Consider the following 24527-nt stretch of genomic DNA (forward strand, 5'->3'; position numbering starts at 1 on the left):
GTATAAGAGACCGAACCCCCATCGCCCGCAGCCCCCAACACCGCCGCTCGACCTGCAGCACCGCTATCCACCACTCGCTCGCCAATCACCGCGGCCACGCCCGCAGCCGCCGCTGCTGCGGCACGGCGGTTCTCCGGCGCGACCCATCGACAGAACGAGCGAATCGGCTGTTCATTCAGGTTGAACGTCTTGAGAACGGCGCCATACAGCCCGTGCAGCCGCGAGTCCAGGCAGTAGCCTGGCGCGAGCAATGCCCACCCGCAGCCAAAGGGCGCCGGTACATCGTTGAACGGGCGGGAGCGCGGCAACGCCATCGCGCCTTCGACTACGGTTAACGGGGTGGTGGCCATCGCTCTTTTCCAGCGCCTCGGCATGAGACGCCGCCTGGCATTCGTGGGTCGGCGACGAAGGCCTCGGAGTGCAACGCAAAAAACGCTTCTCACATGCGCGCGAGCGCTACGGCGCAGGAGCAACAGAGCCCGCGCGCATGTGCGCGAGCGGACGCGTCAGCGCCCAGGCCGCAAAGCCGTCGTCGGGAAAAGCAGATGATGCGACGGGACCAAAGATGAAAGGCCCTGACACTTCCCAAAGTGCATGACGAAATGTCCGAGATGGGAGCGGCCGAGACCCAGATCAAGCGCCCGACGGGTCCAGCCGATAAACATAGCGCAACGCAGTGATATCCACGCCGCCCATCCGGTCCGGCTCCGCGCCGACGAACCGCCAGCCTTGCCGTTCGTAGAAGCCCATTGCGGGGACGTTGCCTTCGAGCACGTACAGATACATCTGCGTTTCGCCTTGCGCGCGAGCCCAGTCTATGGCGGCGCGCATCAGCAGTTTGCCGGCGCCGATGCCCTGATACCCCGGCAACGCGTGCAGGTTGTCGAGCAGCGCGCCCCACGCGGAGTCGGGCTGGCGCTCCACGCATACGAAGCCGATCGGCTCGTCGCCCAACAACGCGATCTGCACCATGCGGCGCTCGCCGCCGGGCGCTGCCATGCGCGCCTTCCAGTAGGCGTCGCGTTCGCCGGCGGCCTCGCCGTCCAGAAAGGCATCGGGCAACAGGCCGCGGTAAGTGGCGCGCCAGCTCGTGCTGTGAATGGAAGCAATCAGCGCGGCATCGCCGACGGTGGCGGGGCGCAGCGAGAGGGCGGGGATGGTCTGCATCGGGAAAGTAAGGAACTGATATCGCGTCGCCGCCATTCTAGCGGTCGCGCGCGCAGGCGTCGGCTGTAATGAAAATGTAGGGAATGCGCAACACTCCCATCGACGGTAACATGGCTGGGCACGGCTTTCAGGAGTGTCAACGTTTACCCTGATACCGCGTAAATCTGTTCGCTTGCAGAATGCAGCGCCCCCGGCGCGGCCTCGTCTGCAGACTTCCGCTCACCTGTGGCACCCGCCAGTTCGACCAGGCGGACCGTTTCATCGCCAGATCGCCGCGGACCGCGCGGCGTTGGGCTCATCAGGAAATGTCAATGTCAACAGCGTCACACGCCATTTCTTCGTCGGAAGAATCCAAGGTCAAGACAGTGTTCCGCGTGGTCAGCGGCAACTTTCTTGAAATGTACGACTTCATGGTCTACGGCTATTACGCCTCGGCGATCGCCAAGACCTACTTCCCCAGCGGCAGCGAATTTGCGTCGCTAATGCTCTCGCTCTCCGTGTTCGGCGCGGGCTTCCTGATGCGGCCGCTGGGCGCCATCGTGCTGGGCGCCTACATCGACCATTACGGCCGACGCAAGGGCCTCATCCTCACGCTCGGCCTGATGGCACTTGGCACGCTCACAGTGGCGTCCATTCCAGGCTACGCGACCATCGGCCTGCTCGCGCCGGTGCTGGTGCTGTTCGGTCGCCTGCTGCAAGGTTTCTCGGCAGGGGTGGAGTTGGGCGGCGTGTCGGTGTATCTGTCCGAGATTGCCACCAAGGGGCACAAGGGCTTTTATTGCGCGTGGCAGTCGGGCAGCCAGCAGGTCGCCGTGGTGTTCGCGGCACTGCTCGGCGTGATGCTCAACAAGACGCTGCCCGCGGACCAGATGAGCGCATGGGGCTGGCGCGTGCCGTTCCTGATCGGCTGCCTGATCGTGCCGTTCCTGTTCCTGATTCGCCGTTCGTTGAAGGAAACCGAGGAATTCTCCGCGCGCAAGCATCGTCCGGGCATGGGCGAGATCATGAAGAGCATGGCCGCGAACTGGGTCACAGTGCTGGGCGGCATGGGCATGGTCATCATGACGACGGTGTCGTTCTACATGATCACCGCCTACACGCCGACCTTCGGCAAGGAAGTGCTGAAGCTCTCGGCGATCGACACGCTTGTCGTCACCGTCTGCATCGGCTTGTCGAACCTGATCTGGCTGCCGCTCGCGGGCGCGCTGTCGGACCGCGTCGGCCGTCGTCCGGTGCTGCTGGCCTTCACCGCGCTCACCTTGGTCAGCGCCTATCCGGCGCTGCAATGGCTGGTCGCGGAGCCGTCGTTCGCGCGTCTGCTCACCGTCGAGCTGTGGCTGTCGTTCCTGTATGGCAGCTATAACGGCGCGATGGTCGTCGCACTCACCGAAGTGATGCCGGTGGAGGTGCGCACCGCGGGTTTCTCGCTCGCCTACAGCCTCGCGACAACGATCGGCGGCTTCACGCCGGCCATCTCCACGTTGCTGATCCATTCGACCGGCAACAAGGCCGCGCCTGGCCTGTTCCTCGGCGTGGCGGCGCTCTGCGGACTGGTCGCTACGCTCGTGCTGTACCGCACGCGCGAATCGCGCGATCAATACAAGAGCGCGTGAAGCGCGGTATTGGCTGACTGCGCCTATCCAGCGCGCAGCTCTTGCGCCACCGCTTCCACCACCTCGCGCCACGCACCGGGCCGCGGCTGGCGCAGCAGCCTCGCGCTGGCGTACCAGGCGCTGCGCGTGTCGTCGGGACACCAGCGCCAGTCGGGTGCGAACGGCAGCATGAGCCACAGCGGCTTGCCTAGCGCGCCGGCGAGGTGGGCGATCGACGTATCGATCGAAACGACCGCATCGAGCCGCTCGACGATCGCCGCCGTATCCGCGAAATCGTTGATCCGGCCGTCGAAGCGGTGAATCCACCTGGCGCGCGGATGCGCGTCCAGCGCCGCGCGTTCGTCGTCGCGCAGATCGGGCTGCAGCACGATCCAGTCTATGCCCTCAAGCGCGAGAAGCGGTTCGAGCGCCGCAAGCGGCATTGAGCGCGTTTCGTTCTGCTGGATGCGCCCGGACCACGCGAGCCCGATCTTGCGCCTCGCCTGACCACCCAGCGAGCCGCGCCATTTGCGCCGCCATGCGGGCGGCGCGCTCAGGTAGGAAGTGCGTCCCGGAATCGTAGCGGGCGTCGTGCCGAGCGCGAGCGGCAAGCTCAGCAACGGGCATTGCAGGTCGGCAGCAGGGCGAGGCGCGCCGCGGGCCACCAGCGTTACGCGCCACGCCTTTGCAACCGGTTCGAGGAGCGGCAGCAGCGGCGGCTGAACCTCGAGCACCACGCGCGCCGCCCGTTGCGCGGCAAGCGGCACGAAGCGCACGAACTGCAAGGTATCGCCGAAACCCTGTTCGGCGTGGACCAGCAGCGTGCGCTGCGCGATTTGCTCGCCGTGCCAGCGCGGCAACGTTTCGATAGCCGGTTCGGCGACAGTTTGCAGACGCCACTCGTACTCCGGCAGTCCGCGCGCGAAATCTCCCAGCGCGAGCCACGCCAGTGCGCGGTTCATATGCGCGGCCGCGAGATCGGGCTGCAGGCGCAACGCCTGGTCGAAGGCGCGCACGGCGGTAGCGTGTGCGCCTAGCGCCTGGTGCGCGGTGCCGAGGCTCAGCCAGGCGAGCGCGAATTGCGGATCGAGACCGACCGAGCGTTCCAGGTACGGAATTGCCTGCGCATGACGCCCGAGCGCGGCAAGCGCATTGCCTATGCCGAAGATGGCGGGCGGCAGATTCGGCTGCAAGGCAAGCGTGGCCTCGAACGACGCGACCGCTTGCTCGTGACGGCCGGTGGCGTCGAACGTATTGGCAAGATTGAAGTGCGCGGCGACGAAGCGCGGCTCCGCGGCCAGAGCGGCCTTGAAGCAGGGGATGGCTTCGTCCGCACGGCCGAGCGCGTTGAGCGACATGCCCATGTTGTTGAGCGCGCCGGCGTGGCCGGGGCGCAGCTCCAGCGTGCGGCGGAACGACGCGATGGCTTCCTCGTGACGCCCGAGCGCATGCAGCGCGTTGCCGAGGTTGTTGTGCGACGAAGCGTCTTCCGGTTGCAGGCGCAGCGAACGGCGGAACGCGTCGGCGGCGTCCTCGTGACGGCCCGCCGCCGCATACGCATTGCCGAGGTTGTAGTGCGCCATGGGGAACGACGGCGCGAGCGTCAGCGCGTTGCGGAACTGCTCGATGGCCTCGTCGATCTGGCCGAGCGCCTTCAGCGCATTGCCGAGGTTCAACTGCAGCGCGGCGTCTTGCGGACGCAGGTTGACCGCGCGCCGCACCAGTTCGGCGGCTTCCGCGTGCTGGCCCTGCTGGTGGCGCAGCACGCCAAGCAGGTGCAGTGCGTCGACGTGCGTGGGATTGCCGTCGAGCGTCGCGCGGTAGCCGCGTTCGGCGTCGTCGAGGCGGCCGTCACGATGCGCCGCAAAAGCGCGGTCAAAAACAGGTTGCATGACGGGGAAGGTAGGGGGTGAGGCAAAGGCCGCATTTTCCCACACTCGCGACAGGCGCCCCGATTTGACCAGGTTCCGCGTCTCGCCTAACATGTGAACACCTATTCACATGTAGGCCGCCATGATTCCCGTCACCACTTCCGGCCAACCGCCGGCGGGCTTCGACCCGCCTTCGGCGGATACCATCGTGCCGCTGGCCGACCTGTTCCGGCTGCTTGGCGATCCAACGCGCTTGCGCATCGTGCTTGCCTGCGTCGACGCACGTCGTCCGGTGGGGGCGATTGCGGAAGAGCTGGGGCTGTCGCCGTCGCTCGTCAGCCATCATTTGCGGCTGCTGCGCGCGGCGCGAATCGTGCGGGCGCAGCGGCAGGGCAAGCAGGTGTTCTATCTCGCCGCCGACCGCCATATCAGCACGATGCTGGCCGGCATGCTCGAGCACGTCGCCGAGCCTACCCGCGACGACGCATTGGATCTGCCATGAAGGAAATCGAAACCAGAAAAGACGAGCACGCGTCGGCGCGGCTCGCGACATCGGATGCCGGTGGGCAATGCCATGGGCACGATCACGGCGATGGTGCGGGGCACGGGCACGACCATCACGGCGATAGCCATAGTCACGGTCATAGCCACAGCCACGGTCACAGCCACAGCCACGGCCACCACCATGCCCATGCCCCCGTCGCCGGCCACGGTTTGGCGTTTGCGATTGCAGTCGCGCTGAACGTCGCGATCGTCGTCATGCAGGCCGTGTACGGCGTGCTCGCGCATTCCACCGCGCTGCTCGCCGACGCGGGTCACAATCTGTCCGACGTGCTCGGCCTGCTGCTTGCCTGGGGCGCCGCCTGGCTGGCCACGCGCCGTCCCTCCGCGCGCTATACGTTCGGCTACGGCAGCTCGTCGATTCTCGCGTCGCTCGCCAACGCGGCGCTGCTGCTGTTCGCGTGCGGCGTGATCGTCGCCGAGGCAATCGGCCGCCTGATCGACCCGGCGCCTGTCGGCGGGCTGGCGGTGTTCGTCGTCGCGGCCGTGGGGATGGTCGTCAACGGAATCTCCGCGTGTCTCTTCATGCGTGGCCAGAAGGAAGACCTGAACATTCGCGGCGCTTTTCTGCATATGGCCGCCGATGCCGGCGTGTCCGCGGCGGTGGCAGTGAGCGGCCTCGCGATTCTCTACACCGGCTGGACGTGGCTCGACCCGCTGATGAGTCTGCTGGTGGTCGCGGTGGTCGTCTACGGCACGTGGGGGCTGTTGCGCGACTCGGTGCGCCTCGCGCTCAACGCCGTGCCGCCAGGCGTCGACGTGCAACGCATTCGCGACTATCTCGCCAGCCAGCCCGGCGTCGAGGACGTGCACGATCTGCACGTGTGGGCACTTTCGACCACCGGCAATGCGCTCAGCGCGCATCTGGTGATGCCGGCGGGGCATCCCGGCGACGAGCGGCTCGACGGCATTGTGCTCGCATTGCGCGAACGCTTTTCGATGCAGCATGCCACGCTGCAAGTGGACCTCGGCACGACCCATCATCGCTGTGCGATGGACAGGCCGCCCGTTGCGCATTGAAGCCGCGGGCGCCGGGCGTACACTAGAGCGCACTGTGGTCTGCGGAGTTTTGCATGCACGCTGCTGCTGACAATGCGTCACCGGTGCTGATCGTCGGGGCGGGGCCAACCGGGCTCGCCGCCGCCATGAGTCTCGCGCGCGCGCACGTTCCCGTGCGGCTCATCGACCGCGCGATGCAGCCCAATCCCTATTCGCGCGCCATCGGCATTCAGGCGCGTACGCTGGAACTGCTGGAGCAGCATCGGCTTGCCGAACGCTTTCTCGAACTCGGCCATCGCGCGCGCGTGGCCAATCTGTTTTCGAACGGCATGCGGCTCGCGCAACTGGACTTCGACCCGCTGCACACGCGCTATCCGTATCTGCTGTTTCTCGATCAGTCGGTGACCGAGCGTCTTTTCACCGAACATCTGGCGACGCTCGGCGTGACGATCGAGCGGGGCGTCGAACTCACCATGTTCTCGCAAGGCTCGGCCGGCGTTCAGGCGACGCTGCGGCGCGCCGACGGTCACACGGAAACGCTGCGCCCGTCCTGGATAATCGCCGCTGACGGCGCGCACAGCATGATCCGCCATGGCCTCGGTCTCAACTTCGAGGGCAGGACGCTCGAGCAGACATTCCTGCTGGCCGATGTTCATGCCGAAACCGACTGGCCCGACGACGAATTTCACATCTTCGCATCCGGCGAAGGCCTCGTCGCGCTGTTCCCGATGGGGCACGGCCGGCATCGGCTGATTGCCGATCACGCGGTGGAGCCGGCGCCTGCCGCTGCCGCGCCGCCGTCGCCGGTGGTGCTTGGCGAGCCGCCGCTCAATCGTGTCCCGGCGCCGTCGCTCGAGGCGTGCAAGGCGCTGCTGGCGAGGCGCGTGCATGAACGCGTCGACGTGTCGGAGCTCGCATGGTCCTCGTATTTCCATGTGAACAGCCGGATGGTGGAGCGCCTGCGCGTTGGCCGCGTGTTCCTCGCGGGCGACGCGGCTCATGTGCACAGCCCGGCCGGTGCGCAGGGCATGAACACGGGCATTCAGGAAACGTTCAACCTCGGCTGGAAACTCGCGCGCGTGGTGAAAGGCAGCGCGCCCGAGCGCCTGCTCGACACCTACCATCTCGAACGGCATCCCATCGAGCGCGACGTGTTGCGGCAAACCGGCTTTATCACGCAGATGGCGGAAGCCGACCACGGGCCGCTCAAGCTGTTGCGCGAGCGCGTCATGCCTGTTCTCGCCGCGCTCGGTCCGCTGCGCGACGCCGCGCGGCTCACTATCAGCGAGCTGTCGATCCAGTATCGGCGCAGTCCGCTCACGCTCGAGCGGGTGCTCGACGGCGGGCCGCGAGCGGGTGAGCGTGCGCCGGATGCGGTCGTGCATGTCGTCGACGGTCCGCTCGGATGTGCGCCGGGCATCGGCTGCCTGTACGACCTGCACGACCCGGCGTTCTTCTCGCTGTTCGTACTGGTGCCGCCGTTGCCCGTCGACGGCAAGCCGCTCGACCCGGATGCGAAGCACGAGCCGCCCCCCGACCCGGAACTCGAGCGTCTTGCCGTGGAAATGGAGCGTTTGTTGCCGGGCGCCGTGCGGATCTGGCGTGTGACGGATACCACCGGCGACGGCGGGCCGTCGCTAGCCGAGTCTTATGGGCGTACGCGGCCGTCGTTCTATTTAGTCAGGCCAGACGGCTACATCAGCGCGCGCGGGCGCACCGGCTCGGACCTGAACGGGCTGCTGCGGCACTGCGAAACGTGGTTTACCGTGGGGGGAGAGAGCGCGGAGCAGACGGCGCTGTGAGACGGGAGGGGCGCCGCGCGGCGGCGTGACGGTGCTTGCCGTCGAGCGCCGACCGCCGCCGGGGCACCCCCCGCGCCGTCCTCGACTCCCGCGCCCCAACCCTCAGGCGACATGAGCCTCCGCAGGCGTGAGACGCTCGCGGTTTTTCACCAGCGCCTCCCTGACGATGGCGGACATTTCGATGCCGCCCGTCTGCGGCGCATCGAGTGACGCAATCAACGCGCGCCGCATGCGCGGCTCCCAGAAGCGGCGGATATGATCCGCCACACCCGCGACCGCTTCGTCGTGATCCGGCATGGAAGCGAAGAAATCGCCGATACGGTTCGCCATGTCGATCAGATTCCGAATGTCCATGGCTCGCCTCACTTACCGGACGTTGCGTTGGCCAGTTCGCGCTGCCTGAGCAACTCGAGTTGCTCGGCATTGAAGCGCGAATACTGCTGCTGCCACTCGGAGGGCTGTTCGACCGGCGTGACCTGCACCGCGGTCACCTTGTACTCCGGACAGTTGGTTGCCCAGTCCGAACTGTCGGTGGTGATCACGTTCGCGCCCGATTCGGGGAAGTGGAACGTCGTGTAGACCACGCCCGGCTGCATCCGCTCGGTGACCTTCGCGCGCAACACGGTTTGTCCCGCGCGCGACTCGATGCCCACCCAGTCGCCCGTCTTGATGCCGCGTTCTTCCGCATCGTGCGGATGCAGTTCGAGCCGGTCTTCGTCGTGCCAGCGCGAGTTCTCCGTGCGGCGCGTCTGCGCGCCGACGTTGTACTGCGACAGAATGCGCCCGGTCGTGAGCAACAGCGGGAATTTACGCGTCACCTTCTCCGGCGACGCGATGAACTTCGTAATCACGAACTTGCCTTTGCCGCGCACGAACGCATCGACGTGCATGGTCGGCGTACCGTCCGGCGCCGCTTCGTTGCAAGGCCACTGGATGCTGCCAAGCTCGTCGAGCTTGCGGTACGAGACACCGTGGAAGGTCGGCGTGAGACGCGCGATCTCGTCCATGATTTCGGACGGATGCGAGTAGTTCATTTCGTAGCCGAGCGCGTGGGACAGCATCAGCGTGACTTCCCAGTCGGCGTAGCCCGGCACCGGCGGCATGACCTTGCGCACGCGCGAAATGCGGCGCTCAGCGTTCGTGAAGGTGCCGTCCTTTTCGAGGAAGGTCGAGCCCGGCAGCAGCACGTGCGCGTATTTCGCCGTCTCGTTCAGGAAAATGTCCTGCACGACGATGCATTCCATTGCCGACAACGCCGCGGCCACGTGGTGCGTGTTCGGGTCGGACTGCACAATGTCCTCGCCCTGGCAGTAGAGGCCCATGAAGCTGCCGTCGAGCGCTGCCTCGAACATGTTCGGAATGCGCAGGCCAGGTTCGGTCTGCAGCGTGACGTTCCATGCGTCCTCGAACTGCGAGCGCACGATCGTGTCGCTGATATGGCGATAGCCCGGCAGTTCGTGCGGGAACGAGCCCATGTCGCACGAACCCTGCACGTTGTTCTGTCCGCGCAGCGGATTCACGCCGACGCCCTCGCGGCCGATGTTGCCGGTGGCCATTGCGAGATTCGCAATGCCCATCACCATGGTCGAGCCTTGCGCGTGTTCCGTGACCCCGAGGCCGTAGTAGATCGCCGCGTTGCCGCCGGTCGCGTAGATGCGCGCGGCTTCGCGCACGTCTTTTGCCGGCACGCCGGTGATCGCTTCGGTGGCTTCGGGCGCGTTTTCCGGCAACGCGACGAAATCCCGCCATTGCTCGAATGCGCGCCCTTCGCAACGCTCGGCAATGAAGGCCTCGTTCAGCAGACCCTCGGTGACGATCACATGAGCGAGCGCATTTACAATGGCGACATTGGTGCCCGGGCGCAATTGCAGGTGATACGACGCCTTCACGTGCGGCGTGTCGACAATGTCGATGCGGCGCGGGTCGACGACGATCAGCTTCGCGCCTTCACGCACGCGGCGCTTCAGACGGGAGCCGAACACCGGGTGGCCGTCGGTCGGATTCGCGCCGATCACCACGATGACGTCGGCCTTATCGACGGAGGCGAAGGTCTGCGTGCCGGCCGATTCGCCGAGCGTCGTCTTCAGGCCATAGCCGGTCGGCGAATGGCACACGCGCGCGCACGTGTCGACGTTGTTGTTGCCGAAGGCCGCGCGCACGAGCTTCTGCACGAGGTAGGTTTCTTCGTTCGTGCAGCGCGACGACGTAATGCCGCCGATCGAATCTCGCCCATGCTTGGCCTGAATGCGGCGGAATTCGGACGCCGCGTAGTTGATTGCTTCTTCCCAGCTCACTTCGCGCCACGGATCGGTGATCTTTGCGCGGATCATCGGCTTCGTGATGCGGTCCTTGTGCGTGGCATAGCCCCATGCGAAGCGGCCCTTCACGCACGCGTGGCCCTCGTTCGCATGGCCGTTCTTGTACGGCACCATGCGCACGACCTGGTTGCCCTTCATCTCGGCCTTGAACGAGCAGCCGACTCCGCAATACGCGCAGGTGGTGACGACCGAGTGCTCGGCCTGGCCGAGCATCACCACGGTCTTTTCCTGCAACGTCGCGGTCGGGCACGCGGCCACGCACGCGCCGCACGACACGCACTCCGACTCCATGAACGGCTGGTTTTCGCTTGCGGCCACGCGCGATTCGAAACCGCGCCCGGCGATGGTCAGCGCGAACGTGCCCTGGGTTTCCTCGCACGCGCGCACGCAGCGATTGCAGACGATGCATTTCGCCGGATCGTAGGTGAAGTACGGATTCGATTCGTCTTTCTGATCCTTCAGGTGATTCGCGCCATCGAAGCCGTAGCGCACTTCGCGCAAGCCCGTGACGCCTGCCATGTCCTGCAGTTCGCAATCGCCGTTCGCGGGGCAGGTCAGGCAATCGAGCGGGTGATCGGAGATGTACAGCTCCATCACGTTACGGCGCAGCGACTGCAAACGGTCGGTCTGCGTGCGCACTTTCATGCCGGCTTCCACCGGCGTCGTGCACGAGGCCGGATAGCCGCGCTTGCCTTCGATCTCGACGAGACACAGGCGGCACGAACCGAACGGTTCCAGCGAATCGGTCGCGCACAGCTTCGGTACGTTGACGCCGGCTTCGATCGCGGCACGCATGACCGACGTGCCGGCCGGCACCGTGACCGACTGGCCGTCGATTTCCAGCGTGACGTCCACGTCCGCATGACGCGCGGGCGTGCCGTAGTCGGTGTCGTCGAAATAGCGGTTGGTAGACCGCGCTTGCGCCTGCGACTTGCACGCGCAGTTGCCGGAGCCGCAGCCGCCGGTCGGAGTGTTGAGCATGTCTGACATGGTTGGGCTCCTCGTTCAGGCCGCAGCTTTCGGGGCATCGGCGCCGGCGCCGGCGAGGCCGAAGTCTTCAGGGAAATGGTCGAGCGCGGACAGCACCGGGTACGGCGTCATGCCGCCCATCGCGCACAGAGAGCCGGACACCATGGTGTCGCACAGATCGCGCAGCAACTGCACTTGACGCGTGGAGCTATCGCCGTTGCGGATTCGCGCGATCACTTCGACGCCGCGTGTCGAACCGATGCGGCACGGCGTGCACTTGCCGCACGACTCGAGCGCGCAAAAGTGCATCGCGTATTGCGCGAGGTCGGCGAGGTTCGAGGTGTCGTCGTGCACGACGAGACCGCCGTGGCCGACCACCGCGCCGACGGCGGCGTACGCTTCGTAATCCATCGGGATATCCCACTGGCTTTCCGGCAGATAGGTGCCGAGCGGGCCGCCCACCTGGACCGCGCGCGCCGGCCGGCCGCTCGCCGTGCCGCCGCCATAGTCGTAGAGCAGCTCGCGCAGCGTCACGCCGAACGCAAGCTCGACGAGGCCGCCCTGCTTCACGTTGCCCGCGAGCTGAAACGGCAGCGTGCCGCGCGAGCGGCCCATGCCGAAATCCTTGTAGTAGGCGGCGCCGCGCGCAAAGATGATCGGCACCGTTGCCAGCGTGATGACGTTGTTGATCACCGTCGGCTGACCGTACAGGCCGACGAGCGCGGGCACCGGCGGCTTTGCGCGGACAACGCCGCGCTTGCCTTCGAGCGATTCGAGCAGCGCCGTTTCCTCGCCGCATACGTAGGAGCCCGCGCCCTTGGCGACGAACAGCTCGAAGCGATGCGCCGAGCCGAGCACGCTGTCGCCGAGCCAGCCGGCCGCGCGCGCCTTCGCGATCGCGGCTTCGAGCGTCGCGATGGAATGCGGATATTCGCTGCGCACGTAGATATAGCCGGCCGTGGCGCCCGTCACGACGCCTGCGATGATCATCCCTTCGATCAGCACGTATGGATCGCTTTCCATCACGAGGCGATCGGAGAACGTACCGGAGTCGCCTTCGTCGGCATTGCAGACGACATACTTCTGCGGGGCCTTGGCGGCGCGCACCGTGCGCCATTTGATACCGGCCGGGAACGCGGCGCCGCCGCGACCGCGCAGGCCCGATTCGATGAGCGCTTCGCAGGCGGCGTCGCCGTCGGTCTGCAACGCGTTGCGCAGACCTTCGAGACCGCCATGGGCGACGTAGTCGTCGATGGAAAGCGGATCGGTTATGCCGATGCGTGCGAACGTCAGCCGCTGCTGCTTCTTCAGATACGGAATTTCGTCGACCACGCCGACGCGCCGCGCATGCTCGCCGCCGTCGATGAAGCCTGCGTCGAAGAGCGCTGCCACATCGCCTTCTTCGACGTTCGCGTAGCCGATGCGGCCTTCGGCCGTTTGCACTTCGACGAGCGGTTCGAGCCACAGCAAGCCGCGCGAGCCGTTGCGCACCAGCTCGATTGCGATGCCCCGGCGGGCGGCTTCGGCCTTGATCGCGTCGGCGAGCGCGTCCGCACCCAGGGCGAGCGCCGATGAATCGCGGGGAACATAGATGCGCGTCATGCCGTCACCTCCACGCATTTGCTGGCGGCCGCGAAAATCGCGTCGAATTTTTGCGGCGTGACCCGCGCGTGCAGCGTGCCGTTCACCATCATCGCGGGCGAGAGCGCGCACTGACCGAGGCAATACACCGACTCCAGTTCCACCGCGGCGCCGGCCTCGTGCTCCGCGTCGAAGCGGCAACCGGTATGCGACTCGATATGCCGTGCGAGCGCTTCGGTGCCCATGCTGCGGCAGGCTTCCGCGCGGCATAGCTGCACCGTGACCGGCGCGGCCGGCTGTGTACGGAAGTGGTGGTAGTAGGTGATGACGCCGTGCACTTCCGCGCGCGACAGGTTCATCACGCGCGCAAGCGGCGCGACCGTGTCGGGCGGCACGTAACCGAGTTCGTCCTGAATTGCGTGCAGCACGGCCAGCAGCGACCTGCCGGGCTGCGCGTGACGCGCTACCAGTTCTTCCGGCGCGACGGCGATGAGATCGTCCAAGTGGGGGCTCCTCCAAAGTCATATATGCACTTGTTATTCATAAAGCGTGCACTTATGCTTCGTTTATTCGATATGGGATAGCCGAACGATAGGCGGGCGAAACGGCCGGCGCAATAGGAAAAACCAGCACATATATGATCCGAATCGAGTGCCATGCTCAATTGATATTGAAGGGCCCGGATGGCCGCGAGGCAAGCCTGTCGGACGTCGTGCCGCTGCTCGCGCTCGTCAACGAATCCGGCAGCATCGCGCAGGCGGCGACGCTTAAGGGTTTGTCCTACCGTCATGCGTGGGGTTTGCTGCGGTCCATCGAGGAGCGCCTGGGCGGTCCGCTGATCGCGAAGGAGCGCGGCCGTGGCTCGGTGCTCTCCGAACTCGGCCAGGCCGTGCTGCGCGCGCAGCGTCTGTGCGGCGAGCGGCTCGACGGCAACATGCAGGCCCTGGCGAGCGAAGTGGCAAGCGATCTGAACCGCTGGCTCGCGCCGCCAGTCGACCATGTGCGCATTCATGCGTCGCACGGCTATGCGGTGGCCGCGCTCGTCACTGCGCTGGTGGCGCGCGAACTGCCTGTGGACATCAAGTATCGCGACGGCGTGGACGCAGTGAGCGCACTCGCACGCGGCGAATGCGACCTGGCCGGTTTCCACCTGCCGCTCGGCGAATTTCGCGCGGCCTGCGCCGACACCTACCGGCGCTGGCTCGATCCGCAGCGTCACGTGCTGGTGCATCTGACGCGGCGCAAGCAGGGGCTCTTTCTCGGCAAGGGCAATCCGAAGCAGATCGCAGGGCTTGCCGATCTGTCGCGCGACGACATCCGCTTCGTCAATCGTCAGCATGGCTCGGGCACGCGCATGCTGCTGGATCTCGCGCTGCGCAAACTGGGCATCGACCCGGATCGGGTGAACGGTTATGCGTCGGCGGAACTCACGCACTCCGCGATCGCGGCGTTCGTGGCAAGCGGCATGGCGGACGTGGGCTTCGGCGTGGAGCCCGCGGCGCATCATTTCGGGCTCGACTTCCTTCCCGCTGTCGACGAAGACTATTACTTCGCGTGTGACCGCTCGCGTCTGGAGAGGGCGCCGTTGTCGGAGGTGATCGAACTGCTGCGCGGCAGCGCATTCCACGCGAGCGTGGATCGGCTGCAAGGTTATGATCCGCGCCACTGCGGCAAGATAGTGGATCTCGAAGCGGGATTGAGCGGAGCGGTGGGTGAGCCGTGAGGTAAGCGGTCGTAAACAGCGCAGCGCGCAGCCCGTTACGCTCGCCGCTGCGGCTGGCTTTCGTTTCGGATACTCTCTAAGCTTTCCGCCTTTTGTCCAACTGCGCGCGTCGCTGCGCTTCGAACCGATATGAAAGTTCTTCTACACACATGTGCCGCGGCCGCGTCGGCCGGATTGTTCCTCGCGAGCGCCTGCGTCGCTTTCGCGCAGAACTCGCCGGGCGTGCCGGGCGGCATTCTTCAGGAGCAGTTCCGGCTTGCCGAACATCCGCAAATGCCGTTTGCTGCGTCGGCGCCGTCGGACAAATATCAGTCCGACAAGAAATCGGCGATGCGCAAGCGCGGCGACCTCGGCGATCCGAACGGTTGCAACCTGCGCTGTCCCAAGGACGAGTAGGACGTGTAGGACGAGTGGGACGAGTTGCTGGCGCCGCATGAGCAGTCGGCAGCGCCTGAACCGGGCGCGTCGCCCCAGCCAGATTGATGTGAAAACGCCGGCACTGCGCCGGCGTTTTGCATTGGTTTGCAAAGCGCGCGGGTTACGGCTTCGCGGTGTGCCAGACGTCCTTGAAGCCGTCGCCTTTCACGTCTCCCGCCTGCTTGTCCGCCGCAAAGCGATAGAGCGGGCGTCCCTTGTACGCCCATTGCTGCTTGCCGTCCGCCGACGGTATCAGCGTCCAGTCTCCCGACGGCTTGTCCGACGGGCTCGCCAAAGCAGCGGGCCAATTGCTCGCGCAGCCGCCGGTGCAGGCGCTGACACCCGGCGAGGTGTCCTTGTCGAACGTGTAAAGCGTCATGCCGTCCGACGTGACGAAGCGGCCGTCGACCACTTTCGGGGGCTCGGCGAAAGCGCCTAGCTGCAGCGCGAGCAAGGCAACGCACAAGAGAGTCTTACGCATGATGTGGCTCCTGGTTGTTCGAGTGAATTGGCTTTGCGACGTGGGCATGCGAGGCCGTATGCAAGGCCGCATGCGTGCACGCGTCACGCATCAACGGGCTGGCCGGCCGGTTTATTCCATCTGATTGCGGGTTTGAAGGCCGAAGACGGCGCGACGCCCGGATTTTTTCGGCTCGCCTGACTTGCTGCCTTGCGGCACTTTGTCGGAGGCGAAGTGGCCGTTTTGCTGGTTTCGCGTAATTGCGCGATTATTTCTGATAGGAAATGCGTAGTTTTTTGCTTTTTGCGTGTTGGCGCTGTGGAATTAATGGCTGGAAATTTCTGATTTATTTTATGGCGACTTCCGTTCTGGCTTCAGGCGGATTTGGAGCGGCTGTCGTTTAAACCTTACGCCCGCTGGTTTAGCTCTGCGCAGAGCGACTGTCGACGCTCTGGCGATAGCCGGTGTGCCGGGCGGATGGCCGGCGGCGTGTGCGCGAACGGGCGATCTGTGAATACGCTCGGACCCGGAAATTTCTTTGGGTAACTCGGAATTGACTTGCGGATAAGCCGGAGGCAAAAAATTCGTCAGATTCATTTTTGATAAACATCCGGTGATAAACTCAATAGCGCTCCATCGGGTGATTGGTTCAATACTAATCGCTCATGGGTAACCTCATTAATCCGATCACTGGTAGGTAAAATGCAAAAGATCAATCGCAATGAACTGGCCAAATCCGCTGTTGCTGGTGGTTGCTGCAAGAGCAGCTGCAGAACCCGCACGCAAGCCACGCTGAAGACTTCCGCACCTGTGGCGCGCGTCTAATGTTTGAAGCCGGGGCTGTGCTCCAGGCGCCGTCCCGGCAAGCAAGTCCACATGAAGTTCAAGCTTGCGGCCGCGGGGCTACGCTTGCTTGCGTCGCTGCCTGATTGGCTTGCTCATGGCAGAGGCCGTGCTCGCCGGGCGTTGATCGCCCATTTGCCGCGTACCGCAATCGAACCGCTTGCCGTCGTCTCGTGGCGAATCCGCGCGCTTACCGACGCACGTGTCCGCTGGGAAGGCACTTGCCGTTCCGATATTGGCCGCAACGTCCTGAAGCTGACGTTGCCCGACTCGAGTCGCGTGGCATCGGGCCGTTTTCGCGAGCATCTGATCGACCAGCGCATCTATTACGGGCGGCTCGCCAGAGGCAGCGAAGCATGGCCGGATTTGCAGGAGGTCGCCCGCGCGCTGGCCACAGAAATCACGCAGTTGCGTGTAGTAGAACCTGGGCGCCCCGTCATCGTGTCGCCGTTTCACTATGTGTCGCAGTACGCGAACATCTATGTGATCGACGAATTGCGGGAACTGCTCGGGCTGGAATCGCTCGCCGTCGTATCGGGCGTGCCGCGCGACCTGTATGGCGACGACCATGCGCTAATCCCCGGCGTGACCGTGCTGTACACCTATGGCGATGACGACCGCAATGGCCTCGGCCTGCGTCTCGCGCGAGCGTTAAAGCGCAGCGGCGTCGCCGTGCTGTTCGCCGACGTGCCGCCCTTCACGCTGCACCGTTATCCGATGGAAACGGTGAGCGTCTCGCTGTTCGGGCGCAACGCACGCATTCACAACGGTGTGTTCCGTCTTGGTGGCCAGTTCGACGCGATCTTGCTGCCGTTCTATCTGCGTTACGAGCGGGGCCGCTTCAGTGCGCAGATCTTCGATCCGCTGCCGCTCGCCGCGGCCGGCGCGCCTCAACAGTTGGCGCGCTATATCGAAGCAGCAGTGACCGACAACTATGCAGACTGGCTCGTGGCAGGACACCCATCGATGTATTCGTTTGCACCCGCTCGCTAAAACCTTCCGCGTCCGCTGCGAAGGCCGGCGCGCCGCGTTTTCCGCTAGCGCTCACGCTCAAGCGCGGCTCGCTTGTCCGACCGCAACGACTTATGCAACCTACTCATCTCCCGCAATTCAGGGACGTTTCCTGGCGCTGGCTCGCGTACGCGGCGTCCACGCTCGTTGTATGCGCGGTGGCCTTTGCGTTTGTCCACCAGGTCGAACTGAAGCAGGACGTGCGCGCGGAGATCGTCTCACCGTCCGAAATCAAAGTTCAGGGGCTCAGCGGGCTCGTCTCCGACATTTACGTGAATAGCGCGGCGCGGGTCGAGCAGGGCACGCCGCTGTTCCGGCTCGAACGCGATCTGTCGCTCGCGAGCGACGGGCGGCAGCGGCCTGCGTTCGACGAACACGCGCGCGACGAGCAACTCCGCACCACTGAAGCACAGTACCTGCAGCGCAAGTCTGACCTGCTGGCGCAACTCGACGCCGCGCGGCTCGCGGCGCAGAGCCGTCGCGCGGAAATGGCGGCGCTGGACGAGCAGTCGAGCCAGAACCAGCAACTCGCCGCGGAGGCGCAACGCGCGCTCGCTCGCCTCGAGTCGGTATCGGACTACGTCACTGCCGAGCGCATCGAGCAGGCAAGGGCGCTCGTGCATCAGGCGAAGGTGTCGGTCGCGCAGGGCAGCGCACGTCGTCAGCAATTGAATGCCGAACTCGGCGCCGCAATCGGCACGCAAACCAGCCTGGACGCGCAACTTGCCGAACTCGCCGCGCGTTACGCGCGGGACGTGCAAGACATCCACATGCGCTTCGAGCAGATTCGTCAGGACGCCGTCATTTCCGCGCCGAAGGCGGGGGTCGTGACGTTCTCGGGCCTCGTCCCCGGCCGCACGCTGAGTCCGGATGACGTCGCGCTCGTCATCTCCACCGGCGAGCAGGGTCCGCTGCGTGCCGCGTTGCGCATTCCGTCGCGTCGGCGCGGCTTCGTGCGCGAAGGGCAGGTGGTGCGGCTCAAGCTCGACGCTTTTCCTTACGCGAAGTTCGGCAGCTATGCCGCCCGCATCGATTCCATTTCGCGTACCACCGTGCGCTCGGCCATGTCGCCGGCCGGCGCCTCTGAGGCGCGCGGCGCCGAAGGCGATTACATGGCCTGGGCCACGCTCGGCGACGGCCAGTTCAAATTCGAGCGCCAACGTTTCGACATTCTGCCGGGCATGACGGCCACCGCGAGCATCGTGATCGAGCGCCGCACCATTGCCGAATGGGTGCTCGCGCCGCTTTTCCGCATGCTGCGAGGTTGACGATGCGCGTGATCTACCAGAACGAAGTCGCCGAGTGCGGCTATGCATGCCTCGCGATGGTCCTGACGCACCTGGGCCGCGCTATCGAGATTCGCGAATTGCAGGCGTTCAGGCCGATTTCAGCGAACGGCCTCACGTTGATGGATCTGTACGATGTTGCCGCAGAATTCGGTCTGGCAGTAGAGGCTTACCGTTTCGACGCGGGCGACGTGCAGGACATCAAGCGCGGTTCGATCCTGCACTTCGGCGGCGCGCATTTCGTCGTGTTCGAAAAATGCGCGCGCGGCTACGTGCAGGTGATCGACCCGGCGAGCGGCCGGCGGCGCATTTCCATGGACACGTTCGTCGCGAATGTGTCCGGCTATCTGCTCGAGTGCGCGGCCACGCCCGACATGCCGCGCGTGCGCAGCAAGTCACGTGTGCCGCAGGCGCTCGCTCGCGTGCGCGCGCTCAATCCGCAACTCGCCGCGCAGATCGCCAAGGTCATGTTCGTCGCGCTCGGCAGTCAGTTTGCGATTCTCGCCATGCCCTACCTTGGCAACCTGTTGCTCGACGACGTGGTCGCCGCCGACAACCTCAATTTGCTGAACGTTCTCATGCTGACATTCGCCGGTATTTTCGTGACCGGCGCGTTGAGCCAATACGTGCAGAGTTACCTCGTCGAACTTCTGCATGGTCTGGTTCAGATCAGCATGACTCAAGGCATCGTCGCAAAGTTGCTGAGCAACCCGATTCCGTACTTCGAGAAGCGCCACGTCGGCGATCTGTTCGCGCGAGTGAAGGCGCAAGACGAAATCAGCGTCTTCTCGACACGCACGGCGATCTCGGCGGGCATTGACATCGTGGTCGGCACACTCGCGCTGGCACTGATGCTCGTGCAAAGCCGGCAACTCACGCTGATCGCGTTGCTGATTTTCGTGGTCTATGTCGCCGTGGCCTTTGCGCTGTTTGCACGCATGCGCGATACGCATGCGCTGGTGCTCGAAGAATCGGCGCGTTGCGACGACACGCTGATCGAAACGATTCGCGCCGCGTCGCTAATCAAGCTGTCGCAGGGCGAAACGCGGCGCACCGCGATCTTCATGACGAGATATCGCGCTTACATTGCGGCGCTCGTGCGCAGCAGTCGCCTCACCAGCGCGCGTGATGCGATTCTCAAGCTGATCGATTACGCCGACATGATCGCGGTGAGCTGGTTCGCCGCACGCCTGATGCTGGGCGGTCAGATCTCGGTTGGCGTGTTCTATTCGTTTCTGATCTACAAATCGTTGCTGTCCGAGCGTTTCGCTCGCGCCGTCAACGGGGCGTTCGAGTATTTCATGCTGAGCGTGCCGGTCGCGCGGGTGAGCGATATCGTCGATTGCGAAGCGGAGCGCTATACGCCGCTCGCCCATCTACATCAGGCCGTCGAGGTGCGCACGTTCGAGCAGATCGAGATGCGCGGTGTCACCTTCCGCTATGGCGTCTCGGATCAGCCAGTGCTGGCCAACGCGAACCTCGTCATCCGCAGGGGCGACAAGATTGTGATCACCGGCGCGTCCGGCAGCGGCAAGTCGACGCTCTTCAAACTGCTCGCGGCAGCAGAGCCGCTGCAGGAAGGCGAGATTAAGTTAAACGGTGTCGCGTGGCCCAATCTCAGCGTCGACGAAATCCGGCGGCACGCCGTTCATATGCGGCAAGGCGACCTGATACTGCATGGCTCGATCGCTGACAACGTGTCGCTCTTCTCGGGCAATGCCGACGAAGCGCGAATTCACGCATTGCTCGAGGACGTCGGCCTGTTATCCGACGTGATGCGCCTGCCGATGCGCACGCGCACCGTGATTAGCGACACGATTGCCAATATCTCCGCGGGCCAGCGGCAACGTCTGCTGCTCGCGCGCTTGTTGTATCAGCAGCGCGAACTGCTGCTGCTGGACGAGCCGACTTCGAATCTCGATTCCGCTTCGGTGCGGCAGATTGTCGAGTTGCTGTTGCGTCTCGAGCGCACGGTGGTGGTGATTACGCATGACATGTCGCTCGCAGCGAAGTTCGACACGCGCTATCGCCTGGTCGACGGCCAACTGCTATGCGAGGCTCGGGAAGGAGTGGCGGTGGATGAGTAAGCGTGCATGGGCGGGCGCAATCGTCGCGCTCGCGGGCGTGGGTTATGCGGGGGCCGCGGCCGCAGTCGATTTGCTCGCCGTCGTCGAACAGAGCATCGACCATGACGCCGATCTCGCTGCGTTCGGTGCGAGCGCGCGAGCGGTGCGCGAAGCTGTGCCGAAGGCGCGCGCGGCGCTTCTGCCGCAGGTGGTGGGCGGCTGGGGGCGCGCGTACAACAATGTCGTTACCGAGAGCCTTCCGAACACCCATTACTGGCAAAGCGGATGGACCGTTCAGTTGACGCAGCCGGTGTTCGACTGGAGCCGATGGACTGCATACAAGCAGGCCGACTTTGTTCAGGCCCGAGGCGCCGTGGACTTGGCACGCGCGCGGCAAGCGGTCATTCTGCGATCCGTGCAGGCCTATTTCGACGAACTCGCAGCCGAAGACGAGCTGACGCGTGCCAACGACTATGCGGCCACGCTCGATCTGCACCTGGACGCGCTGCGCCGCAAGCGGGAGGCAGGCGAGGCGACGGTAATCGACGTGCGCGAAGCCGATGCGGCACGCCAACAGGCGCAAGCGCAACAACAGGACGCACGCGATGATTTGCAACTGAAACGGTTGGCGCTCGAGCATCTAACGGGGCAGCCTTTTGCGGGGCTCTCGCGGGTGTCGGATATGGCCCGCATGCCGACGCTCGATCCGCAGGACGTGGAAAGCTGGGCTTCACAAGCGCAGGCCCATGACTACGACGTGCAATTGAAGCAGGTGGATAAGCGCATCGCCGAACTGGAGGTCGATAAGGCTCGCGCAGCGCGGCTGCCGGTCGTCAATCTGACGGCAAGCCATACGCCGGCGGGCGCTGCGTCGGGGTATCTGCGGCCGACTACCACGACCACGGCGATGCTGTCGGTCACCATTCCTATCTTCGAAGGCGGCGGGGCTGCCGCGACTATCGACGAAAAGCTCGCATTGCAGGATAAAGCGCAGGACGAACTGATCGCGGCAACGCGCGCCGCGGGCGCAAGCGCGCGCGATTACTGGTCGCGGTTTCGGGCCGCCGTCGCGCGGGTCGAAACGCTGTCGCGCCTCGTACGGGGTTCGCGCGCGGCACTGGATGCGACGAGGATCGGCTACCGCGTGGGCAGTCGCACGAGCACGGACGTGCTGCGGGCATCGGACACATTTTTCGCGAATCGGCGCGATCAGATCCGCGCGCGCTATGCGACCGTGGTCGCACTGCTTCAACTGAAGGCGGTTGTGGCCAGTCTGGACATTGACGAGGTGGCGCGCGTGAACGAGCTATTGCTGAATGCGGATGGCGGCGGGGTGCTGGCTAATGCCAGGGTGGACCGTGGTGCGGTGAGTGGCGCGCAAGTGCGCCCTGCAGCGGCGGATGTTGGGGGAGCGGTAGCCGCGGCGGGCACCATGACGCTGCTGCCCTCAGTGAGTGGCGCAAATCGGGAGCTGCCGGTTGCCGCAGGGAATGCGCAAATGCCGGCGGTGGTTTCCGGCGCGCAGGCGCCAAAGATCGACGCTGATATTTTGCGGGCGCTGATGGCGATTCGGCGGTGAGCGGTGGCCCATGATTCGAGCGAACTTTTCATCAGGCGCTTGGCTTGCAAATCGACGCGCGTGCGCTGCGCCAGTCTGCACCCTGCGCGCTGCGCCGGCAGTCCAAAATGGAAAAACCCCGCTCGGCCTGTACGCCGTCGGGGTTTTGTCTTGGCGCTGCCGGGGCAACGCCGTTTGCTGCAAGCTGTCTGGTGGAGGCGGCGGGAATCGAACCCGCGTCCAGAAGCACTCTACGACCAGTTCTACATGTTTAGTTCTGTCTTTTGATTTAACCGTAGCGACGCGGACGAACACGCTGCACTACGGCGATTCACTAGATTTTCGACCCGGACGTCGTGACTCCGTCAAGGCTTAACTGACGTATATGACCTCTGTCGGTATTGCTACCGGTCTTGCGACACTAGCCCGTCAGTGAACTAGGCAGAGGACGGCGGCCCTTAGGCTGCCAGTGCGAACGTATCGTCGTTTGCAGTTACGTTTTTCCCATTGATTAACGAGGTGACGGGTCCTCGACATGCCCTAGCCGCTTCGCAACCCCTGTCGAAACCAGGTCGCCCCCGCGGTTCGTTGCTTGATAACTTCAAGCCAAAGTACATTTTACAATAATTTGACGGCCCTGTGTCGGCTCCCCGCCGGTCCCTGTGCGCCGGGTCTCGCGGCGAAAGAGTCCAAGTGAGCCCAAGGGAGCCCAAGGCGTCGAAATGGCTTAGCCGATGTCGCGCAACAGCCGCTGCAGTTCGGCGGGCGAGTTCACGACATGCTCCGCGTGCCATTGCGTTGGCGGAATATCATCGCCGCAGTAGCCGTAAGCAGCGGCCACCGTCTTCATGCCGGCGGCGAAGCCGGCCTGCACGTCGCGCAAATCGTCGCCGACGTAGACGATACGCTCGGGCGCCGTGTCGAGTGCGCGCGCCGCGTGCAACAACGGCGCGGGGTGAGGCTTCGAGTGAGGAGTCGTGTCGCCGCTGACCACGCAGCCCGCACGCTCTTCCAGACCGAGTTGCGCGATCAGCGGTTCCGTCAGCCGCGTGACCTTGTTGGTCACGATGCCCCAGCGCACACCGCGAGCGTCGAGTTCGTCGAGCAACTCGGGGATGCCCGGAAAGAGCGTAGTCTCGATGCAAAGGTCGGCTTCGTAATTGGCGAGGAACTCCTCGCGCATCGACGCAAATTCGTGGTCCTCGGGTCCGATGCCGAAGCCGCCGCCGATCAGCCCGCGGGCGCCGGCGGACGCCAGCGGGCGGAGCTTTTCGAGCGGCACCATCTCGAGTCCGCGATCGTGACGCATCTTGTTGACGGCGGCTGCCAGATCGGGCGCGGTGTCGGCAAGCGTGCCGTCCAAATCGAACAGCACGGCTTGGCAAAGACCGAGCGAATCTTCGTTGTCTTCGCGCTGGGGCAGGGGCGTGGGATCGCTCATTGATTCATTCTTGGCGGCGTTGGGCAGATTATGCGTCGCGACGGCACGCGAGCATGTAATTCACGCTCGTGTCGTCGGAAAGCGCGAAGTGCTTGGAGAGCGGGTTATAAACGATACCCTTGATGTCCGCCGTACGCAGGCCCGCGGCGCGCGCGAAGCCGGCCAGTTCGGAGGGGCGGATGAAACGCGCGTAGTCGTGCGTGCCCTTGGGCAGCATCCGCGCAATATATTCGGCGCCGATTACCGCGAACAGATAAGACTTGACGTTGCGGTTGAGCGTGGAAAAGAACACCCAGCCGCCCGGCTTGACGAGCGTCCTGCACGCCTCGACGATCGCCGACGGTTGCGGCACGTGCTCCAGCATTTCCATGCACGTGACGACGTCGTAGGTGCCGGGTTCCCGCGCGGCGAGCGCCTCCGCGGCGATCTCCTCGTAACTAACCGTTACACCACTTTCAAGGCTGTGAAGATCTGCGACGCCCAGCGCTTCGCTCGACAGGTCAATTCCTTTGACGTCCGCCCCGAGACCCGCCATCGATTCCGACAAGATGCCGCCGCCGCAGCCGATATCCAGCACTCGTTTGCCGGCCAGATGGGCGTGCGCGTCGATCCAGTTCAGGCGCACCGGGTTCAGTTCGTGCAGCGGTTTGAATTCGGCGTTGGGGTCCCACCAGCGATGCGCGAGGTCGCTGAATTTCTGCAGTTCGTGGGGATCGGCGTTGGTCATGGCGAAGCTGCCTCGATGAGAGCGGTGAGCGGGCGCTCGAGGATAAACCCGGAGTATATAGGCGAGGGGCCGGGGCGGCAAAATGCCGCCGCCAGAATGGCCACGGCTGGGCGGGACTGGCAGCGCGGCCTGCGG

General features: G+C 64.8%; 19 protein-coding genes, 1 other RNA gene and 1 pseudogene. 10 read left to right on the forward strand and 11 right to left on the reverse strand.

Annotated features, from left to right (window positions below; translation table 11 throughout):
• A pseudogene (locus JNB89_RS26515) lies at positions 1-350 on the reverse strand (hypothetical protein); the annotation flags it as partial.
• 283 nt (positions 351-633) lie between these two features.
• The gene (locus JNB89_RS26520; protein ID WP_220364220.1) at positions 634-1167 is read right to left on the reverse strand and encodes a GNAT family N-acetyltransferase; all 534 of its coding nucleotides are present in this window, start codon (positions 1165-1167) and stop codon (positions 634-636) included.
• 311 nt (positions 1168-1478) lie between these two features.
• Here JNB89_RS26520 and JNB89_RS26525 point away from each other — a divergent pair, with 311 nt between their 5' ends.
• Positions 1479-2780, forward strand: a complete 1302-nt coding sequence (locus JNB89_RS26525) for an MFS transporter (RefSeq protein ID WP_013340166.1) — start codon at positions 1479-1481, stop codon at positions 2778-2780.
• Between the two features lie 23 nt (positions 2781-2803).
• On the opposite strand, the gene JNB89_RS26530 is transcribed toward JNB89_RS26525, so the two are convergent.
• Entirely contained in the window at positions 2804-4651 is a 1848-nt protein-coding gene (locus JNB89_RS26530) for a tetratricopeptide repeat protein (protein WP_220364175.1), read from the reverse strand.
• A gap of 121 nt (positions 4652-4772) precedes the next feature.
• Between JNB89_RS26530 and JNB89_RS26535 the strand changes: the two genes are divergently transcribed.
• Genes JNB89_RS26535 through JNB89_RS26545 form a run of 3 tightly spaced genes read left to right on the forward strand, consistent with a single transcriptional unit; the run spans position 4773 to position 7992 of the window.
• Entirely contained in the window at positions 4773-5132 is a 360-nt protein-coding gene (locus JNB89_RS26535; protein ID WP_220364176.1) for an ArsR/SmtB family transcription factor, read from the forward strand.
• The gene (locus JNB89_RS26540) at positions 5129-6211 is read left to right on the forward strand and encodes a cation diffusion facilitator family transporter (protein WP_220364177.1); all 1083 of its coding nucleotides are present in this window, start codon (positions 5129-5131) and stop codon (positions 6209-6211) included. Before JNB89_RS26535 ends, JNB89_RS26540 begins: the two co-directional genes overlap by 4 nt.
• A gap of 53 nt (positions 6212-6264) precedes the next feature.
• On the forward strand, positions 6265-7992 hold the full coding sequence (locus JNB89_RS26545; RefSeq protein WP_220364178.1) for an FAD-dependent monooxygenase: 1728 nt from the start codon (positions 6265-6267) through the stop codon (positions 7990-7992).
• Between the two features lie 102 nt (positions 7993-8094).
• Here the strand turns inward: JNB89_RS26545 and JNB89_RS26550 are convergent, their stop codons facing one another.
• From JNB89_RS26550 to JNB89_RS26565, 4 genes are read right to left on the reverse strand one after another with little or no spacing between them, the layout of a single operon-like run.
• The gene (locus JNB89_RS26550; RefSeq protein ID WP_220364179.1) at positions 8095-8346 is read right to left on the reverse strand and encodes a formate dehydrogenase subunit delta; all 252 of its coding nucleotides are present in this window, start codon (positions 8344-8346) and stop codon (positions 8095-8097) included.
• Between the two features lie 8 nt (positions 8347-8354).
• Positions 8355-11300, reverse strand: a complete 2946-nt coding sequence (gene fdhF / locus JNB89_RS26555; RefSeq protein ID WP_013340160.1) for a formate dehydrogenase subunit alpha — start codon at positions 11298-11300, stop codon at positions 8355-8357.
• Positions 11301-11315: 15 nt separating this feature from the next.
• The gene (locus tag JNB89_RS26560) at positions 11316-12881 is read right to left on the reverse strand and encodes a formate dehydrogenase beta subunit (protein WP_220364180.1); all 1566 of its coding nucleotides are present in this window, start codon (positions 12879-12881) and stop codon (positions 11316-11318) included.
• On the reverse strand, positions 12878-13363 hold the full coding sequence (locus JNB89_RS26565; protein WP_013340158.1) for an NAD(P)H-dependent oxidoreductase subunit E: 486 nt from the start codon (positions 13361-13363) through the stop codon (positions 12878-12880). Before JNB89_RS26565 ends, JNB89_RS26560 begins: the two co-directional genes overlap by 4 nt.
• Before the next feature lie 134 nt (positions 13364-13497).
• Here JNB89_RS26565 and JNB89_RS26570 point away from each other — a divergent pair, with 134 nt between their 5' ends.
• Both JNB89_RS26570 and JNB89_RS26575 read left to right on the forward strand, forming a co-directional pair.
• Positions 13498-14583 (forward strand): substrate-binding domain-containing protein, encoded by a 1086-nt coding sequence (locus JNB89_RS26570; RefSeq protein WP_220364181.1) that lies wholly within the window; start codon positions 13498-13500, stop codon positions 14581-14583.
• Between the two features lie 129 nt (positions 14584-14712).
• On the forward strand, positions 14713-14979 hold the full coding sequence (locus tag JNB89_RS26575) for a hypothetical protein (RefSeq protein ID WP_013340156.1): 267 nt from the start codon (positions 14713-14715) through the stop codon (positions 14977-14979).
• A gap of 142 nt (positions 14980-15121) precedes the next feature.
• On the opposite strand, the gene JNB89_RS26580 is transcribed toward JNB89_RS26575, so the two are convergent.
• A complete protein-coding gene (locus JNB89_RS26580) occupies positions 15122-15481 on the reverse strand; it encodes a COG4315 family predicted lipoprotein (protein WP_220364182.1) in 360 nt (119 codons plus the stop codon).
• 855 nt (positions 15482-16336) lie between these two features.
• On the opposite strand from JNB89_RS26580, the gene JNB89_RS26585 reads away from it, so the two are divergent.
• The 4 genes from JNB89_RS26585 to JNB89_RS26600 all read left to right on the forward strand — a co-directional run bounded on the left by JNB89_RS26585 (position 16337) and on the right by JNB89_RS26600 (position 22245).
• On the forward strand, positions 16337-17296 hold the full coding sequence (locus JNB89_RS26585) for a hypothetical protein (protein ID WP_220364183.1): 960 nt from the start codon (positions 16337-16339) through the stop codon (positions 17294-17296).
• Positions 17297-17388: 92 nt separating this feature from the next.
• Entirely contained in the window at positions 17389-18582 is a 1194-nt protein-coding gene (locus tag JNB89_RS26590; RefSeq protein ID WP_220364184.1) for an HlyD family secretion protein, read from the forward strand.
• Positions 18583-18584: 2 nt separating this feature from the next.
• Entirely contained in the window at positions 18585-20687 is a 2103-nt protein-coding gene (locus JNB89_RS26595) for a peptidase domain-containing ABC transporter (RefSeq protein ID WP_220364185.1), read from the forward strand.
• Entirely contained in the window at positions 20680-22245 is a 1566-nt protein-coding gene (locus tag JNB89_RS26600; protein ID WP_220364186.1) for a TolC family outer membrane protein, read from the forward strand. Before JNB89_RS26595 ends, JNB89_RS26600 begins: the two co-directional genes overlap by 8 nt.
• A 189-nt stretch (positions 22246-22434) precedes the next feature.
• Here the strand turns inward: JNB89_RS26600 and ssrA are convergent.
• The 3 genes from ssrA to ubiG all read right to left on the reverse strand — a co-directional run bounded on the left by ssrA (position 22435) and on the right by ubiG (position 24392).
• Positions 22435-22804, reverse strand: a transfer-messenger RNA (tmRNA) gene (gene ssrA, locus JNB89_RS26605).
• Positions 22805-22951: 147 nt separating this feature from the next.
• Positions 22952-23665: an HAD family hydrolase gene (locus JNB89_RS26610; RefSeq protein ID WP_135892822.1), complete on the reverse strand. Its 714-nt coding sequence runs from the start codon at positions 23663-23665 to the stop codon at positions 22952-22954.
• A 28-nt stretch (positions 23666-23693) separates the two neighbouring features.
• A complete protein-coding gene (ubiG, locus tag JNB89_RS26615; RefSeq protein ID WP_013340149.1) occupies positions 23694-24392 on the reverse strand; it encodes a bifunctional 2-polyprenyl-6-hydroxyphenol methylase/3-demethylubiquinol 3-O-methyltransferase UbiG in 699 nt (232 codons plus the stop codon).
• Positions 24393-24527: the final 135 nt, after the last annotated feature.

The sequence above is a fragment of the Paraburkholderia phenoliruptrix genome (genome assembly GCF_019511605.1).
GTDB lineage: Bacteria > Pseudomonadota > Gammaproteobacteria > Burkholderiales > Burkholderiaceae > Paraburkholderia > Paraburkholderia phenoliruptrix_A.

Excerpts from the sequence above, each read along its gene's own strand:
- JNB89_RS26560 (WP_220364180.1), bottom strand. The coding sequence starts at position 12,881 with ATGACGCGCATCTATGTTCCCCGCGATTCATCGGCGCTCGCCCTGGGT.
- JNB89_RS26520 (WP_220364220.1), bottom strand. The coding sequence starts at position 1,167 with ATGCAGACCATCCCCGCCCTCTCGCTGCGCCCCGCCACCGTCGGCGAT.
- JNB89_RS26575 (WP_013340156.1), top strand. The coding sequence starts at position 14,713 with ATGAAAGTTCTTCTACACACATGTGCCGCGGCCGCGTCGGCCGGATTG.
- JNB89_RS26540 (WP_220364177.1), top strand. The coding sequence starts at position 5,129 with ATGAAGGAAATCGAAACCAGAAAAGACGAGCACGCGTCGGCGCGGCTC.
- JNB89_RS26535 (WP_220364176.1), top strand. The coding sequence starts at position 4,773 with ATGATTCCCGTCACCACTTCCGGCCAACCGCCGGCGGGCTTCGACCCG.
- fdhF (WP_013340160.1), bottom strand. The coding sequence starts at position 11,300 with ATGTCAGACATGCTCAACACTCCGACCGGCGGCTGCGGCTCCGGCAAC.
- JNB89_RS26530 (WP_220364175.1), bottom strand. The coding sequence starts at position 4,651 with ATGCAACCTGTTTTTGACCGCGCTTTTGCGGCGCATCGTGACGGCCGC.
- JNB89_RS26600 (WP_220364186.1), top strand. The coding sequence starts at position 20,680 with ATGAGTAAGCGTGCATGGGCGGGCGCAATCGTCGCGCTCGCGGGCGTG.
- ubiG (WP_013340149.1), bottom strand. The coding sequence starts at position 24,392 with ATGACCAACGCCGATCCCCACGAACTGCAGAAATTCAGCGACCTCGCG.
- JNB89_RS26595 (WP_220364185.1), top strand. The coding sequence starts at position 18,585 with ATGCGCGTGATCTACCAGAACGAAGTCGCCGAGTGCGGCTATGCATGC.
- JNB89_RS26585 (WP_220364183.1), top strand. The coding sequence starts at position 16,337 with ATGAAGTTCAAGCTTGCGGCCGCGGGGCTACGCTTGCTTGCGTCGCTG.
- JNB89_RS26570 (WP_220364181.1), top strand. The coding sequence starts at position 13,498 with ATGATCCGAATCGAGTGCCATGCTCAATTGATATTGAAGGGCCCGGAT.
- JNB89_RS26550 (WP_220364179.1), bottom strand. The coding sequence starts at position 8,346 with ATGGACATTCGGAATCTGATCGACATGGCGAACCGTATCGGCGATTTC.
- JNB89_RS26610 (WP_135892822.1), bottom strand. The coding sequence starts at position 23,665 with ATGAGCGATCCCACGCCCCTGCCCCAGCGCGAAGACAACGAAGATTCG.
- JNB89_RS26525 (WP_013340166.1), top strand. The coding sequence starts at position 1,479 with ATGTCAACAGCGTCACACGCCATTTCTTCGTCGGAAGAATCCAAGGTC.
- JNB89_RS26580 (WP_220364182.1), bottom strand. The coding sequence starts at position 15,481 with ATGCGTAAGACTCTCTTGTGCGTTGCCTTGCTCGCGCTGCAGCTAGGC.
- JNB89_RS26545 (WP_220364178.1), top strand. The coding sequence starts at position 6,265 with ATGCACGCTGCTGCTGACAATGCGTCACCGGTGCTGATCGTCGGGGCG.
- JNB89_RS26590 (WP_220364184.1), top strand. The coding sequence starts at position 17,389 with ATGCAACCTACTCATCTCCCGCAATTCAGGGACGTTTCCTGGCGCTGG.